Source organism: Paraburkholderia pallida (assembly GCF_004524855.1).
Classification (GTDB): Bacteria; Pseudomonadota; Gammaproteobacteria; order Burkholderiales; family Burkholderiaceae; genus Paraburkholderia; species Paraburkholderia oxyphila.
Genome location: NZ_CP038148.1, coordinates 45,066 through 60,543 on the forward strand (window position 1 = coordinate 45,066; position 15,478 = coordinate 60,543).

Below are 15,478 nucleotides of genomic sequence, written 5' to 3' on the forward strand. Positions count from 1 at the left end.
GAAATTTTATCGCAAACCACAACCTTTGGCGGTTTCCACTCGAGAAATCTTCGCTCCGAATCAACCTCCGTCAAGGGCGCCCGCCTGTAACGATGGGAATTTCCCGCCACAACTACCGCATTTGCAGGCAACTCCTGGACCACTCAGCAGTGTCCGGGCGGGACAGGCGACATCACTGCGGTGCCCGACCGGCGTGCCTTCAACCCGCCGCACTCCGATGCGCAAGCGCGCGCAGCACATACGCCGCCGCGGCAAAGCCAAAGCTCGCCGTCACGCACACGCTCGAGCCGAAACCCGCGCAATTCAAGCCCACCGGCCCATGGTGACCGGGCGAGGTGCTCACGTGCTCGGCCTCGCTGTCGATGTCGCAGACGGCCACTTCCGGGTAAATGAGCGGCTCGTCGGAATACACGGCGCTCACCTTGAAACGCGCCTTGGGGCCGCGCGGGAAGCCGTGGTGCTTGCGCAATTGCCCGCGCACCTTCGAAAGCAGCGGGTCCTGTATGGTGAGCGCGAGATCGTCGATGCGAATGCGCGTGGGGTCGAGCTGGCCGCCCGCGCCGCCCACGGTGATGAGCGGCACGCGATGCTCGACGCACCAGGCGATCAGCGCGGTCTTGGTACGCACGCTGTCGATGGCGTCCACCACGTAGTCGAAGCCGCCGCCGAGCAACGCATCGAAATTCGACGGCTCGACGAAATCCTCGACGAGCCGCACGTCGCAGGCCGGATCGATGAGCTTGATGCGCTCGGCCATCGCCTCGACCTTCGGCTTGCCGTAGTTGCCGTCGAGCGCATGGATCTGGCGGTTGGTATTGCTCTCCGCGACGTTGTCGAGGTCGATGAGCGTGAGCGTGCCGATCGCGCTGCGCGCGAGCGCCTCCGCGACCCACGAGCCCACCCCGCCGATGCCGATCACGGCGACGTGCGCGCGCTCGAAACCTTCCAGCGCGGGTGCGCCATAAAGCCGCGCCACGCCGCCAAAGCGGCGTGCCCGGTCGGCAACATCGGCCGCGGCGGGCGCGGTAAGATCGGCGAGGCCGGTGGAACCGGCAGCAGCGGAAAGCGGTGTACTGGACATGGCAATAGCGGATCGAAAGCGGACCGATCGCGCGCTGTCACGGTCCTGGAGAACGCATATTTTGCCTGATCGCAGCCAAACGGGCTGCCCCCCGGCCGATCAAGGCGTGGGCGCTGCGCCCCTGTCGCGTTGCCGCTGCCTTCGCCGCTGTGTTCGCGCTGCCTTCGATATACTTGTCCGCATTGAAGCGTCTGCATAAAAAATGACCTCGCTCGCCGACCTCCGCAAGAACTACTCGCTCGGTTCGCTCGACGCATCCGACGTCGACCCTGACCCGATCCGCCAATTCCAGACCTGGTTCAGCCAGGCGCTCGACGCCAAGCTGCCCGAACCGAACGCGATGACCGTCGCGACCGTCGACGCAGAGGGCCGCCCCGCCGCGCGCATCCTGCTGATCAAGGGCGTGGACGAACGCGGCTTCGTGTTCTTCACCAACTACGACAGCCGCAAGGGCCGCGAGCTCACCGCCAATCCGCACGCGGCGCTACTCTTTCACTGGATCGAGCTCGAGCGCCAGGTGCGCATCGAAGGCCGGGTCGAAAAGACCAGCGACGCGGAAAGCGACGCGTATTTCCAGTCGCGCCCGCTCGGCTCGCGCATCGGCGCGTGGGCCTCGGAGCAGAGCGCGGTGATCGGGAGCCGCGCCGAGCTCGAAGCGCGCGAGCGCGAGATCAGCGCGCAGTACGGCGAACAGCCGCCGCGGCCGCCTCACTGGGGCGGCTACCGGCTCGTGCCGGACGCCGTCGAGTTCTGGCAAGGGCGTCCGTCGCGGCTGCACGACCGCATCCGCTATACGCGGGAAGGTGCCGCATGGCGTATCGAACGCCTCGCCCCCTGATCCAGGGTCATTTTCCGAAGGTTTTGCAGGGCGCTTTCGCATCACCTCGCAGTACCCAGCTTCATCCCGCATCACGCGCGCGCCGCAGCTCACCGCGGCGCTGTGCCGGTCAGTTTTGCCTCGTAGCACGCATTGCAATTCGCTTTTGTCTTTGGGCTTGAACCGTTTATCGGAACACAACCATCCCGCAGGGGACCGGAGTCAGCAGGCCAGCACTCGCTCCGGATCGACACGGAGAGAAACGCATGTTCTGGGAGAAGAAACTCGCTCAGTGGGTCGACGAAGTGCGCAACAAGGCCAACCTGCCCGCGCGGCTCGTGCTCTGGAGCGGCCAGCAGTACGACTTCGGCCACTTCGCCGCCCCGCAGGTCACGCTGAAGGTCAACAGCGCTTCGGCGCTGCCGCTCTTGCTCGATCCGAGCCTCGACAATCTCGGCGAGGCCTACGTGAAGGGCAAGATCGACATTGAAGGCCGGCTCGCCGACATCATCGACATCAGCTACTCGCTCGCGCGCAACACCATCACGAACGCGGGCAAGCTCGCGCGGGTGCGCCGCTATTTCACGCACTCGAAGAACACCGACAAGCAGGCCATCCAGTACCACTACGACGTCTCGAACGAGTTCTACAAGCTGTGGCTCGACGAGAACATGGTCTATTCGTGCGCGTACTTCGAGAACGGCGACGAAGACATCGGCACCGCGCAGCTCAAGAAGATCGACCACATCCTCACCAAGATCCAGCTGCAGCCGGGGCAGACGCTGCTCGACATCGGTTGCGGCTGGGGCGCGCTCGTGCTGCGCGCGGCGCAGAAGTTCGGCGCGCGCTGCGTGGGCGTGACGCTCTCGCAGAACCAGTTCGACCTCGCCACCGAGCGCGTAAAGGCCGCGGGCCTCGCCGATCGCATCGAGATCCGCCTGCAGGACTATCGCGACATTCAGGGCCAGTTCGACCGCATCACGAGCGTGGGCATGTTCGAGCACGTCGGGCGCAAGAACCTGCCCGGCTATTTCACGAAGGTGTGCGAGTTGCTCGCCGACGACGGCGTCGCCATGAACCACGGCATCACGTCGAGCGACGCCGAGAGCGGCGAGACGGCGCTGGGCGGCGGCGAGTTCATCGACCGCTACGTCTTCCCCGACGGCGAGCTGCCGCACATCGGCCTCGCGCTCGAAGCGGCGCAGCGCGGCGGGCTCGAGGCGGTTGACGTGGAGAGCCTGCGCCGTCACTATGCGCACACGCTCGGAATCTGGGCGGAGAACTTCGAGGCACGCGCCGAGGAAGCGAAAAAGCTCGTCGACGACGAGAAGTTCCGCATCTGGCGCGTCTATCTGGCGGGCTGCGCGTACGCGTTCGAGCACGACGACGTGTCGATCTACCAGATCGTCTGCCGCAAGGCCGGCCGCAGTGCGAAAACGCTGCCGTGGTCGCGCCGCTATATGTACGAGAAGCCGCTCTGATGCCGCTTTGATCGATCGGCGAGATGTGCAGCGGCGCAGGCATCGGCCCGCGCCGCTGCGTTTTTTTGCGGGAAGGCGCGCTTGTCAGTCGTGCCCGAGCCTGGCCCGTTGCGGCGGGCGCCTTTGACCACCCGATCGCCATCACGACTCAAACGCATGAACGAACGCGACGACGGCCTTTTCGGGGCACTAGAGAACGACGGCTCCGGCGCGGCGCCGCAAGAGGGTGACGGCGAAGGGCGCAGCGCGACACGCCCTTCGAGGCAACCGGGCCGCACGGTCGAGCGGCGCAATACGCGGACTGCACCCGCCGAAGCCCAGCCCGATACCCAGACCGACCTGTTCGGCTTCGTGCCGCCCGAGCCGCGTGAGCCACAGTCAGGGCGCGCCACGCGCCGCAAGGCCGTCGATGCTTCCGCCACGGAATCGGCGCAGAACGGCGACGACGGCGCCGTCATGCGCGAACGCCCGACGCCGACGAAGGCCGCAAAGCAGCCCCAATCGTCGCCAGATTCGCCCGCCCCACGCCGCCGTGCGAAAGGCGTGCTGCCCGCCGTTCCCGAGCAAGATGTGCTCGATCTCGCCGCCGAGCTGCCGCCGGGCGTGCGCCTCGGCACCTCGTCGTGGTCGTTCCCGGGCTGGCGCGGCATCGTCTACGGCGACGACTACAGCAACTCCAGGCTCGCGCGCGACGGGCTCGCCGCCTATGGCGCGCATCCGCTCTTGCGCTCGGTGAGCATCGACCGCTCGTTCTACGCACCGCTCACCGTCACCGACTACTTGCGCTACGCCCAGCAGGTGCCGGACCACTTCCGCTTCATCGTGAAAGCGCCCGCGCTCATCACCGATGCGAGCGTGCGTGGCGATCGCGGCGAGCCGGTCTCGGCCAATCCCTGCTTCCTGAACGCCGACCTTGCCGCGCGCGAATTCGTCGAGCCGTGCCTCGCGGGACTCGGCGCGAAAGCGGGCGCGCTCGTGTTCCAGTTCCCGCCGCTGCCCGACCAGTTGCTCGCCGATCCGGCCGCCTTCGTCGAGCGTCTGGCGGCCTTTCTCGCCGCGCTGCCGCCGCTGCCCGTCGACGGCCCGTGCTATGCCGTCGAGATCCGCGACGGCATCCTGCTCACGCCGCGCTTCGTGCGAACGTTGCGCGCGGCAGGGGTGCGCTACTGCGTCGGGTTGCACGCGCGCATGCCCGACCCGCTGCGCCAGGCCGCGGCGCTCGCGCTGATGGACGGGGAAGCGCCCGCGGGCCCGCTGATCGTGCGCTGGAGCCTGCACAGCGGCTTCAAGTACGAACAGGCGAAAGCGCGCTACGAGCCCTTCGACAAGCTCGTCGACGAAGACCCGCACACCCGCGACGCCCTGGCCGAGCTGGCCGCACGTTACGCGATCGCGGGCCAGCCGGTGCTAATCACGACCAACAACAAGGCGGAAGGCTCGGCGCCGCTGACCTGCGCGAAACTCGCACGCGCCATCGCCGACGAAATGCTGCGCATGCGCAGCGAAAGCGCCTCGACTGCCGAATAGGGCCGCGCCAAAACGGCGGACGCCGTTCAGAAGTCTGAACCGCGCCCGCCGTCCCTATGAACGCTTTTACGCGCCGCTCACTCGGCCTTGAGCCGATGCGCGAACTTCTGGCGAAACTTCGCCACCTTGGGCGCCACGACGAACGCGCAATAGCCCTGGTTCGGATGCTGCGCGAAGTAGTTCTGGTGATACGCCTCGGCGGGGAAGTAATTGCCGTCGAGCGGCACCACCTGGGTGACGATTTCGCCGTCGTAGACGCCCTCGGCCTTCAGCTCGCGGATCGCCTGCAGTGCCGTCTCGCGCTGCGCCTCCGAATCCGTGAAGACGACCGAGCGATACTGCGTGCCGACATCGTTGCCCTGTCGGTTCAACTGGGTCGGATCGTGAATCGCGAAGAAGATGTCCAGAATCTCGCGATAGCTGATCTTCGCCGGATCGAAATCCACCTTCACGACTTCCGCGTGGCCCGTGTCGCCATCGCAAACCTGCTCGTAGGACGGGTTCGCGGCATGGCCGCCCGCGTAGCCGGACTCCACCGCCACCACGCCGTCCACGCGCAGATACACCGCCTCCAGGCACCAGAAACATCCGCCGCCGAGCGTGGCGGTTTCGATCGTCTGACTCATGCTGCACTCTCCTTTAATGCCGCGCCGGCCCTACTGTCCTGAGTTCCGAAGGCCCGCGCAGCCATTTGCCGATTTCCCGCTCCATCCGAAGCAGCCAGGCCAATGAGCCGTCACCCGCCGCTTTTCGTTAAAATTGGGGCAATTCGCCGAAATTACACATGACGTTCAGACCGACTCCCGCCTGCGCCGCCCGCCGTATCCCGCTCACGCCGGGCACGCGCCCCAACGCCCGGGGCCTGCGCCCATGACCCGCCGCGCCAGCCCACCCAACTTCGACGACGCCGCGTTCCGCCGCGCGCTCGGCCAGTTTGCGACCGGCGTGACCGTCATCACGACGCGCGCGCCCAACGGCCAACTGATCGGGATCACCGCGAGCTCGTTCAACTCGGTCTCGCTGAGCCCGCCGCTCGTGCTGTGGAGCCTCGCCACGCGCTCGGCGTCGATGCCGGTGTTCCGCAGCAACAGCCATTATGTGGTGAATGTGCTCGCCGCGTCGCAGCTCGACCTGTGCAAGCGCTTCGCCACCGTGAAAGGCGACCGCTTCGAAGGCGTTTCGCACGCGGCCGGCGACAGCGGCATGCCCGTGCTCGACGGCGCGATTGCGTGGTTCGAGTGCCATAACCGCAGCCGCTACGACGAAGGCGATCACGTGATCTTCGTGGGCGAGGTGGAGCGCTGCGGCGTTCGTGAACCGGGCGACGACAGTAGCGACAGCGCCTCGCCGCTCGTGTTCCACGGCGGCGCATTCCATCAGATCCTGCCGCTCTAGGCCGCGGCTGCCGCGAGCGCTTCGAAAAGCGCAGCCGGCGCATCCACCACCCTTACCGCCGCGAGCGTGTCGGCTCGCAGGCGGCCCACGCCTGGCCCAGGGGGACAGAACGGCACCCCGCCGGGCCGAACGCATCGATCAAACCTTCGGCTCCCCGCGATGCGCGATCAAATCGACCGGGATGCCCGCCTCGACCTTGAGCGTGGTGAGCACGATGTTCGAGCGGATATCCATCACGCCCGGTGCCTTGTAGAGCTTGTTGAGCACGAACTCCGAATAGTGCTTCAGGTTATGCGCGAGCACGCGCAGCAGATAGTGCGTCTCGCCAGTCACCACGTAGGCCCCCACCACCTCGGGCCAGTCACGCAGCGCCGTGACGAAGCGCTCGTGCCAGCTCTCCTGGTCGTTGCGCATCGAGACCTGCACGAAGGCCTCCATTTCAAAGCCGAGAATCTCCCGGTTCAGGCAAGCGCGATAGCGCTCCACCACACCCTGCTCTTCCAGCAGGCGCAGCCGCCGCAGACACGCGGACGGCGAAAGCGAAATACGCTCGGCCAGATCGAGGTTGCTGATACGTCCCTCGTTCTGGAGCACGGCAAGTATCCGGCAGTCCGTGGCATCAAGCGAGATGGCGTTCATATTTGGTCTCCTTTCCCCTGTTGACTCAAATTATGTGCCAAGAACTGTAGCGTACGGCGTTTTTTTCGCAAGCACATTTCGCGACGAGTTGCCTATCATTCGAAACACATGGAGACAACCTCGTCAACACGATGAACGACCTCTGGGACATTTCCCCGCCCATTCAGCCTGAAACGCCCGTCTGGCCCGGCGACACGCCCGTTGGCGTCGAGCGCGTCTGGCGCATGGAAGCCGGCTCGCCGGTCAACGTGGCCCGTGTGACGCTGTCGCCGCACACCGGCGCGCACACCGACGCCCCGCTGCACTATGACGAGGCGGGCGCGCCGATTGGCGCCGTGCCGCTCGACGCCTATATCGGCGCGTGCCGCGTGATTCACTGCGTGGGCGCGGCGCCGCTCGTACTGCCCGAGCACGTGCAAGCGGCGCTCGATGGCATCCCGCCGCGCGTGCTGCTGCGCACCTACGCGAACGCGCCGCAGGATCGCTGGGACAGCGCGTTTTGCGCGGTCGCACCCGAGACGATCGACCTGCTGGCGGCGCATGGCGTGCGCCTGATCGGCATCGACACGCCTTCGCTCGACCCGCAGGAATCGAAGACGATGGACGCGCACCACCGCATTCGCGCGCATCGCATGGCGATTCTCGAAGGCATCGTGCTCGACGCCATCGCGCCCGGCGACTACGAGCTGATCGCGCTGCCGCTGAAGTTCGCGACGCTCGACGCCAGTCCCGTGCGTGCCGTGCTGCGCGCGCTGCCCTCCCGGGCGTGAACGGCGCGCAAGCGCTGAAACGCCGCTGGAGCTTGATCGACGAAGTTTTATCGACACAGTTGTATTGAATTTCTTGCCGCCATCGCCCTGACCCGACACTCTCACCGCACCGAAGAATCGACATGAACGACCGTAACGACGCATTGGCGCTCGACCGCGCCGACCCGCTCGCAGCACTGCGCGAACAATTCGCGCTCGGGCCCGAAACCATCTATCTCGACGGCAATTCGCTGGGCGTGCCGCCCACGGCGAGCGCCGCGCGCGCGCAAGCCGTGATTGGCGGCGAATGGGGCGACGGGCTCATCCGCAGCTGGAACACGGCGGGCTGGTTCGCCATGCCGCGGCGCCTCGGCAACAAGCTCGCTGCGCTGATCGGTGCGGCCGAAGACGAAGTGGTCGTGACCGACACCATCTCCATCAATCTGTTCAAGGCGCTCTCCGCCGCGCTGCGCGTCGCGAACGCGCGCGATCCGAAGCGCCGCGTGATCGTCTCCGAGCGCTCGAATTTCCCGAGCGACCTGTACATCGCGCAAGGCCTCATCGAGCAGCTCGACCGCGGCTATGAGCTGCGCCTCGTCGACGACCCGAGCGAGCTGCCCGCCGCCATCCGCGAAGACGTGGCCGTCGCGATGATCACGCACGTGAACTATCGCACGGGCGAAATGCACGACATGCGCGCGCTCACCGAGCACATCCACGCGAAGGGCGCGCTCGCGCTGTGGGACCTCGCGCACTCGGCCGGCGCGGTGCCCGTTGACCTGAACGGCGCGAATGCCGACTACGCGGTCGGCTGCACCTACAAGTACCTGAACGGCGGCCCGGGCTCGCCCGGCTTCGTCTGGGTGCCCAAGCGCAACCAGGAAGCGTTCTCGCAGCCGCTCTCGGGCTGGTGGGGACACAAGTCGCCGTTCGAGATGGACCCCGTGTATCGGCCGGACAACGGCATCGGCCGCTACCTGTGCGGCACGCAGCCGATCGTTTCGATGGCACTCGTGGAATGCGGCCTCGACGTGTTCCTGCAGACCGACATGCAGGCGATCCGCCGCAAGTCGCTCGCGCTGACCGACCTCTTCATCGAACTCGTCGAAACGCGCTGCAAGGCGTACCCGCTCACGCTCGTCACGCCGCGCGAGCATGCGCAACGCGGCTCGCACGTGAGCTTCGAGCATCCGCACGGCTATGAGGTCATGCAGGCGCTGATCGCGCGCGGCGTGATCGGCGATTATCGCGAGCCGCATGTGCTGCGCTTCGGCTTCACGCCGCTGTATCTGCGTTACGTCGATGTGTGGGACGCCGTGGAAACGCTGCGCGACGTGCTCGCGACCGAAAGCTGGCGCAAGCCCGAATTCGCCGCGCGCGGCGCAGTGACCTGAGGAGCCGGGAATGACCGACCACATGCAGATTCCGGGCGTGCCCGACACCGACGCCGCCCCGGCTCACGCCACGGACGCCAACGAAGGCGCGCGAGGCGGCTGTCCGTTCGGGCATGGTGCTGCTGCGGCGGCGCCGCAAGCGGGTGCGAGCGCCCCGACCGCCCCGACCGCGTCGACCGCTTCGGCGGCGGCGCAAAACGGCGAAGGCTGGCATGAGGCCCAGCTCGACTTCTCGAAGTCGATGAGCTATGGCGATTACCTCTCGCTCGACGCCGTGCTCAACGCACAGCATCCGCTCTCGCCCGATCACAACGAGATGCTGTTCATCGTCCAGCATCAGACGAGCGAGCTGTGGATGAAGCTCGCACTCTACGAGTTGCGCGCCGCGCTCGCGTGCGTGCATCGCGACGAGCTGCCGCCCGCTTTCAAGCAGCTCGCGCGCGTCTCGCGCATTCTCGAGCAGCTCGTGCAGGCGTGGAACGTGCTCTCGACGCTCACGCCGTCCGAGTACACGGCGATGCGGCCGTATCTGGGCGCTTCGTCGGGGTTCCAGTCGTATCAGTATCGGCAGATCGAATTTCTGCTGGGGAACAAGAATGTGCAGATGCTCAAGCCGCATGAGCATCGGCCCGAGATTCTTGCGCAGGTGAAAGCCACGCTCGAGGCGCCTTCGTTTTATGACGAGGTGATCCGGCTACTGGCGCGGCGTGGCTTTGCGATTGCGCCCGAGCGCCTCAACCGCGACTGGACGCAGCCGACGCTGCACGATGCGTCAGTCGAGGCGGCCTGGCTCGAGGTCTATCGCAATCCTTCGCAGTACTGGGATTTGTATGAGATGGCGGAAGAACTCGTCGATCTCGAAGACGCGTTCCGGCAGTGGCGGTTCCGCCATGTCACGACGGTCGAGCGCATTATCGGGTTCAAGCAGGGCACCGGCGGGACTAACGGCGCGCCTTATCTGCGCAAGATGCTCGATGTCGTGCTGTTTCCGGAGCTTTGGCATGTGAGGACAGTGTTGTAACGACGCCCTCGCTCCACAGTCAAACATGCGCCAGAAATGACTTCGCGCCGGCCGGCGGGACTTCGAGAGTCCGCCGGACCGGCGCGAATGCGTTGCTGGCTCAACCCCGGCGCGTGCCGGGGCAAGACACAACCGCGCGTCAGACCACCACCGTCTGCGCTTCGCCTTCCTTGCTCTCGCGCACGACACCAATCTTCCAGACCTGCTCACCCTCGGCAGCCAGCAGCGCAGCCGCCGCATCGGCCTGATCCGCGGCCACGATCACCGCCATGCCGATGCCGCAGTTGAACACGCGGTGCATTTCCGCATCCGCCACACCGCCGTGCTTTTGCAGCCACGAGAACAGCGGCGGCAGCGGCCACGCCGCATGATCCAGCTCGGCCGTGAGCCCATCGCGCAGCACGCGCGGAATGTTCTCCACCAGACCGCCGCCGGTAATGTGCGCCATGCCCTTCACGCCGATGGTTTCCATCAGCTTGAGCAGCGGCTTCACATAGATGCGCGTGGGCGCCATGAGTGCGTCTGCGAGCGAGCGGCCGTCGAAGTCGGCGTTCAGATCCGGATTCGCGCGCTCGATGATCTTGCGCACGAGCGAAAAACCGTTCGAATGAATACCGCTCGAAGCGAGACCCAATACCACGTCGCCGGGGACGATCGTGCTGCCGTCGATGATCTTGCTCTTCTCCACCGCGCCAACCGCGAAGCCGGCCAGGTCGTATTCGCCGTCGGGGTACATGCCCGGCATTTCCGCCGTTTCGCCGCCGATCAGCGCGCAGCCCGAAAGCTCGCAGCCCTGTGCGATGCCCTTCACGACCGTGGCCGCCGTATCGACGTCCAGCTTGCCGCACGCGAAGTAGTCGAGGAAGAACAGCGGCTCGGCGCCCTGCACGAGGATGTCGTTCACGCTCATCGCGACGAGATCCTGGCCAACCGTGTCGTGTTTGTTCAGATGAAACGCGAGGCGCAGCTTGGTGCCCACGCCGTCGGTGCCGGAGACGAGCACGGGCTCCTTGTACTTCTTCGGCACTTCGAAGAGCGCACCGAATCCGCCGATGCCGCCCATCACGCCGTCGCGCAGGGTCTTCTTCGCAAAGGGCTTGATGCGGTCGACGAGCGCGTCGCCCGCGTCGATGTCCACGCCCGCGTCGCGGTAGGAGAGCCCTTGCTCCTGATTAGCGGGGCCGGATTTCGGTTGATTCATGGGGAAGAGGCAGAAGGTCGGTAAAATGCGATTTTAACCGATTGAAGGCGCCCCGCCGCCGCGGCCCACGTGAGTATTTTGGTCGTAGCGGAGCGGAGCCCTCAAGCGGAAACCACGTTTTGTCGCCGAACATACTAATTTTCAAGCGATACCAGCGTCAGGCCGTTGTCCGGGCCGCGCGCGACAGGAACTGACAGACCGCCTTCGGCCAGACACACCGTGCAGCGACAGCTAACGCTCGATCTCGGCACCCCGCCGCCATCGACCTTCGACAACTTCCACACCGGCGCCAATGCGGAGCTGGTCGCGCGGCTGCGCGGGCTCGACGCGGCACTGGCCGCGGGCCCCGCCGTCGACCCGAAGGCCGACCGCACGTTCTACGTCTGGGGGGAGCCCGGCAACGGCCGCTCGCATCTGCTGCACGCGCTCGCATGCGAGACGCCGCCGGGACACGTGCGCTACATCGGGCCGCAGAGTGGCCTGGCCGCCTTCACGTTCGATGCGCGCGTGCCGATCTACGCCGTCGACGACTGCGACTCGCTCTCGGGCGCCCAGCAGATCGCCCTGTTCAATCTGTTCAACGAGGTGCGCTCGCACCCGAACACGGCGCTGGTCGCCACCGGCAATGCGCCGCCGATGGGCCTCGCGGTGCGCGAGGACCTGCGCACGCGCCTTGGCTGGGGTCTCGTGTTCCACCTCGCGCCGCTCTCCGACGCGGGCAAGGCCGCCGTGCTCAAGCAGGCGGCGCGCGAGCGCGGCATCAATCTCGCCGACGACGTGCCGGCCTACCTGCTCACGCACTTCCGGCGCGACATGCCGAGCCTGATGCGCCTGCTCGACGCGCTCGACCGCTTCTCGCTCGAGCAAAAGCGCGCGGTGACACTGCCGCTGCTGCGCACGATGCTCGCGAAGGGCGGGGATGAGGCGGGCGTCGATGCGGCGGACGTGGATACGGCGGACCTCGATGCGTCGAGTGTCGATACGTCGGGCATCAGCACGCCGGACGTCGCCAGCCTCGCGGCCGACGTGGACGATGACGCGACCGGTTCGCTCGACGGCAACGCCACGCCCACCACGCAGCCGGACGCAGCAAGCGCGAGCGCCCAGCCCCAGGAACGCGATACACCCGAGCCGGCGGATACGGCCGGCGCACCCGCCGGCAGCGGTGAGCAAAGCGGCGCCCAAGGCGTCGAACTGGAACTGTTCCCGCTGCAGGAGACGCCGCACGCCGAGTCGGCGGCCGCGCCCGCCGACTCGGGCAACCCCGCATCCGGCGCCGCTTACGAAGCACCGAAGGCGCCTGCCCTGCAACCGCGCGCACCGCTTGGGGCACCGCCGTTCCAGCCGCCGACCGACAATGTCGAAGGCGAACTGGGGGCCAGATTCCGCGACGTGGTCCACCGCGAGCTAGGCGCCGAACTCCAGGGCGAGGTCGAGGCCGACGTCAGCAACGAAATGACCGGCGAGCTCAACGGCGACCTCGATCCGCCTGCCGGCACCGCGGGTTCCGCTGATCCAGCCGATCCCGCCACGCCCGCCGACGCTGCAAACCCCGCCGGCTCGGCCACGCCCGCGGATCCCGCAAATCCCGCCGGCTCGACCACGCCCGCCGATCCGGCACTCTCGGGCTGCACGCACGACGGCAACTCGCCCGCGGCAGGTCCGGGGGCGAGTGCCTCATCTCCGGCGCCATCGTCCAAACCGTCTTCCGAGTCGCCGGGCACCCCGCCGTCCGATACCGGACCGCAACACCCGGAACACCCCGTCTCGCCGGCCGCCGCCGGCACCGGCAACGGCTTCACCCGCTTCAAGTAAAATGAGCGCCCATGGCTAATCTTGCACTTTTCGATCTCGATCACACGCTGATCCCCACCGACAGCGACCACGAATGGGGCCGCTTCATGGTGAAGCTCGGCATCGTCGACGCCGAGCGCTTCGCGGAGCAAAACGACCGCTTCTACGCCGACTACAAGGCCGGCAACCTCGACATTCACGCGTACCTCGTCGCCATGCTCACGCCGCTCGCGAAGTATTCGCGCGCGCAGCTGAAGGCGTGGCATGACCAGTACATGCACGAGGTGATCAATCCGACCATCGTGCCGGCCGCCATCGAGCTCGTGCAGCAGCACAAGGAAGCGGGCGACCTCTGCTGCGTGGTCACGGCCACCAACGAATTCATCACGGCGCCCATCGCCGAGGTATTCGGCGTGGACAAGCTGATCGGCTGCGAAGTCGAGACTGTGGACGGCCATCCGGCCTCGGCCTTCACCGGCCGCCCGACCGGCACGCCGAGCTATCGCGAGGGCAAGATCGTGCGCGTCGAGGCGTGGCTCGCCTCGCTCGGCAAGCGCTGGTCGGACTTCGAGCACAGCTACTTCTATAGCGACTCGCACAACGACATTCCGCTGCTCGAAAAAGTCACCGACCCGATCGCGACCAACCCCGACGACATCCTGCGCGCCCACGCGCAAAAAGCAGGCTGGCGCATCCTCGATTTGTTCCAGGCATCGTGATCAAGAAATTCATCCGCAAGCTGTTCGGCCAGGACAGCGCCCTGGCAACGGAAGGCGCGCCCGACAGCGACACCGCATTGGCCGCGGCAGCGCACCAAGGCGAGCCCGCCGGTGAAGCCACGGGCCGGCCGCGCCGCAAGACGGTCACCGTCAAGAAGGAAACCCGGCCGCGCGCGGGCAAAGGCGCCGCCGACCCGGCCGCGCCTGTCGTCCTCTCCGCCGACATCCACGGCATCGATTCCTCGCTCATCTCCCGCAACGCCGTGCGCGTGACCGAAGGCCTGCAGCAAGCGGGCTTTCGCGCGTTCATCGTGGGCGGCGCGGTGCGCGATCTGCTGCTTGGCGTCGCGCCCAAGGACTTCGACGTGGCCACCGACGCCACGCCCGACCAGGTGCAGAAGCTGTTCCGCCGTGCCCGCATCATCGGCCGGCGCTTCCAGATCGTGCACGTGCAGTTCGGCCAGGAGATCATCGAGGTCTCGACTTTCCGCGCGCTCGTCGATACCCCGGCTGCCCCGCCGGCCGAAGCCGCAAGTGCCGGCCCCGGCCACAAGCGCCTGCGCCGCGACGAGCTCGACCGCAAGACCCACCACGTGGACGCGAGCGGCCGGGTGCTGCGCGACAACGTCTGGGGCGAACAGCACGAAGACGCCACGCGCCGCGACTTCACGATCAACGCGATGTACTACGACCCGTCCACGCAGACGGTGCTCGACTATCACAACGGCATGGCCGACATGCGCGCGCGCCTGTTGCGGATGATCGGCGACCCGGCCACGCGCTATCGCGAGGACCCGGTGCGCATGATGCGCGTGGTGCGTTTCGCGGCGAAGCTCGGCTTCGAGATCGAAGCGCACACGCGTGCGCCGATCCAGGAACTCGCGGACCTCATCAACAACGTGCCGGCGGCGCGTCTCTTCGACGAGATGCTCAAGCTGCTGCTCTCGGGCCACGCGCTCGAATGCCTCAAGTGGCTGCGCAAGGAAGGCCTGCATCACGGCCTGCTGCCGCTGCTCGACGTGGTCCTCGAGCAGCCGCAGGGCGAGCGCTTCATCACGCTCGCGCTCTCGAACACCGACGCGCGCGTGCGCGCGGGCAAGCCGGTCTCGCCGGGCTTCCTGTTCGCCACGCTGCTCTGGCACGACGTGCAGCAGCGCATGCAGCAATACACGGCCGAGGACGAACTCCCCGTGCCGGCGCTGCATCGCGCGATGGACGACGTGATCGACGCACAGACGGAAAAGCTCGCGATCCATCGCCGCTACTCGTCGGACATGCGCGAGATCTGGGGCCTGCAGCTGCGCCTCGAAAAGCGCGGCCGCAGCGCGATCAAGCTGCTGGAACACCCGAGATTCAGAGCGGGGTATGATTTCCTCCTGTTGCGCTGCGAATCGGGCGAGCTCGACGCTGAAATCGGCCAATGGTGGACCGACTTCATCAGCGGCGACCCGGCCGCGCGCGAGGCGCTGCTCGCCCAGGGCGGCAGCAAGGAACGCGCACCGCGCAAGCGCCGCCGCCGCGGTGGCGCGAAGAACCGCAAGACGGGCGAAGCCGCAGCGGGCGCCGAAGGCGCCGCCGAGGCCTCCACCTACGGCGGGGACAACGACGAGCCGCACGAGGACTGAAGCCATGCAGGACTGCGCCCAGTGGGGCATGTCGA

General features: G+C 66.9%; 13 protein-coding genes and 1 pseudogene. 10 read left to right on the forward strand and 4 right to left on the reverse strand.

Translation table 11 applies throughout. The features are described 5' to 3' along the window. Positions 1-199 precede the first annotated feature (199 nt). Positions 200-1,081, reverse strand: coding sequence for a tRNA threonylcarbamoyladenosine dehydratase (locus tag E1956_RS00180; RefSeq protein WP_134746362.1), 882 nt, complete (start codon positions 1,079-1,081; stop codon positions 200-202). Between the two features lie 202 nt (positions 1,082-1,283). On the opposite strand from E1956_RS00180, the gene pdxH reads away from it, so the two are divergent. The 3 genes from pdxH (at position 1,284) to E1956_RS00195 (ending at position 4,906) form a co-directional block, all read left to right on the forward strand. Further along, on the forward strand, positions 1,284-1,919 hold the full coding sequence (pdxH, locus tag E1956_RS00185) for a pyridoxamine 5'-phosphate oxidase (RefSeq protein ID WP_134746364.1): 636 nt from the start codon (positions 1,284-1,286) through the stop codon (positions 1,917-1,919). A 245-nt stretch (positions 1,920-2,164) separates the two neighbouring features. Next, entirely contained in the window at positions 2,165-3,379 is a 1,215-nt protein-coding gene (locus E1956_RS00190; RefSeq protein WP_134746367.1) for an SAM-dependent methyltransferase, read from the forward strand. A 156-nt stretch (positions 3,380-3,535) separates the two neighbouring features. Continuing rightward, positions 3,536-4,906 carry a DUF72 domain-containing protein gene (locus E1956_RS00195; protein ID WP_232071193.1) on the forward strand — a complete coding sequence of 457 codons (1,371 nt, stop codon included), beginning with the start codon at positions 3,536-3,538 and terminating at the stop codon, positions 4,904-4,906. Positions 4,907-4,983: 77 nt separating this feature from the next. On the opposite strand, the gene msrA is transcribed toward E1956_RS00195, so the two are convergent. Next, the gene (gene msrA / locus E1956_RS00200) at positions 4,984-5,532 is read right to left on the reverse strand and encodes a peptide-methionine (S)-S-oxide reductase MsrA (RefSeq protein WP_028216077.1); all 549 of its coding nucleotides are present in this window, start codon (positions 5,530-5,532) and stop codon (positions 4,984-4,986) included. A 244-nt stretch (positions 5,533-5,776) separates the two neighbouring features. Between msrA and E1956_RS00205 the strand changes: the two genes are divergently transcribed. After that, positions 5,777-6,301: a flavin reductase family protein gene (locus tag E1956_RS00205; RefSeq protein WP_134746369.1), complete on the forward strand. Its 525-nt coding sequence runs from the start codon at positions 5,777-5,779 to the stop codon at positions 6,299-6,301. A gap of 138 nt (positions 6,302-6,439) precedes the next feature. On the opposite strand, the gene E1956_RS00210 is transcribed toward E1956_RS00205, so the two are convergent. Further along, the gene (locus E1956_RS00210; RefSeq protein ID WP_134746371.1) at positions 6,440-6,940 is read right to left on the reverse strand and encodes an Lrp/AsnC family transcriptional regulator; all 501 of its coding nucleotides are present in this window, start codon (positions 6,938-6,940) and stop codon (positions 6,440-6,442) included. Positions 6,941-7,071: 131 nt separating this feature from the next. Between E1956_RS00210 and kynB the strand changes: the two genes are divergently transcribed. From kynB to kynA, 3 genes are all read left to right on the forward strand, one after another. Beyond that, complete coding sequence (gene kynB / locus E1956_RS00215; protein ID WP_134746373.1) at positions 7,072-7,710, forward strand: arylformamidase; 639 nt, start codon at positions 7,072-7,074, stop codon at positions 7,708-7,710. A 122-nt stretch (positions 7,711-7,832) separates the two neighbouring features. Next, positions 7,833-9,083 carry a kynureninase gene (gene kynU, locus E1956_RS00220; protein WP_134746375.1) on the forward strand — a complete coding sequence of 417 codons (1,251 nt, stop codon included), beginning with the start codon at positions 7,833-7,835 and terminating at the stop codon, positions 9,081-9,083. A gap of 10 nt (positions 9,084-9,093) precedes the next feature. After that, positions 9,094-10,104, forward strand: a complete 1,011-nt coding sequence (gene kynA, locus E1956_RS00225) for a tryptophan 2,3-dioxygenase (protein ID WP_134746377.1) — start codon at positions 9,094-9,096, stop codon at positions 10,102-10,104. A 139-nt stretch (positions 10,105-10,243) separates the two neighbouring features. Here the strand turns inward: kynA and purM are convergent, their stop codons facing one another. Continuing rightward, entirely contained in the window at positions 10,244-11,305 is a 1,062-nt protein-coding gene (gene purM / locus E1956_RS00230) for a phosphoribosylformylglycinamidine cyclo-ligase (RefSeq protein ID WP_134746380.1), read from the reverse strand. Positions 11,306-11,524: 219 nt separating this feature from the next. On the opposite strand from purM, the pseudogene hda reads away from it, so the two are divergent. From hda to pcnB, 3 genes and pseudogenes are all read left to right on the forward strand, one after another. Further along, positions 11,525-12,214 (forward strand): annotated as a pseudogene (gene hda / locus E1956_RS00235) (DnaA regulatory inactivator Hda); the annotation flags it as partial. Positions 12,215-13,131: 917 nt separating this feature from the next. Beyond that, entirely contained in the window at positions 13,132-13,818 is a 687-nt protein-coding gene (locus E1956_RS00240; RefSeq protein ID WP_134746382.1) for a histidinol-phosphatase, read from the forward strand. Next, positions 13,815-15,443 (forward strand): polynucleotide adenylyltransferase PcnB, encoded by a 1,629-nt coding sequence (gene pcnB / locus E1956_RS00245; protein ID WP_134746384.1) that lies wholly within the window; start codon positions 13,815-13,817, stop codon positions 15,441-15,443. The genes E1956_RS00240 and pcnB overlap by 4 nt, the downstream gene beginning before the upstream one ends. Positions 15,444-15,478: the final 35 nt, after the last annotated feature.